The sequence below is a fragment of the Streptomyces sp. BE303 genome, from assembly GCF_036290945.1.
Lineage (GTDB): Bacteria > Actinomycetota > Actinomycetes > Streptomycetales > Streptomycetaceae > Kitasatospora.
The window spans coordinates 1-261 of record NZ_JAQYWZ010000223.1 but is presented as its reverse complement, the minus strand read 5'-3'; the positions used below and the strand labels follow the sequence as shown (position 1 = coordinate 261).

The 261-nt window shown below is 58.2% G+C and carries 1 rRNA gene; it reads right to left on the bottom strand.

What is annotated here, in order from left to right:
- Positions 1-261 (bottom strand): 23S ribosomal RNA (locus PUR56_RS01425); the annotation flags it as partial.

Here is a 261-nt window from a genome sequence, read left to right as displayed (position 1 = left end):
TTAACGTTCCAGCACCGGGCAGGCGTCAGTCCGTATACATCGCCTTACGGCTTCGCACGGACCTGTGTTTTTAGTAAACAGTCGCTTCTCGCTGGTCTCTGCGGCCACCCCCAGCTCTGACAGCAAGTGCCGTCACCAGGAATGGCCCCCCTTCTCCCGAAGTTACGGGGGCATTTTGCCGAGTTCCTTAACCATAGTTCACCCGAACGCCTCGGTATTCTCTACCTGACCACCTGAGTCGGTTTGGGGTACGGGCCGCCA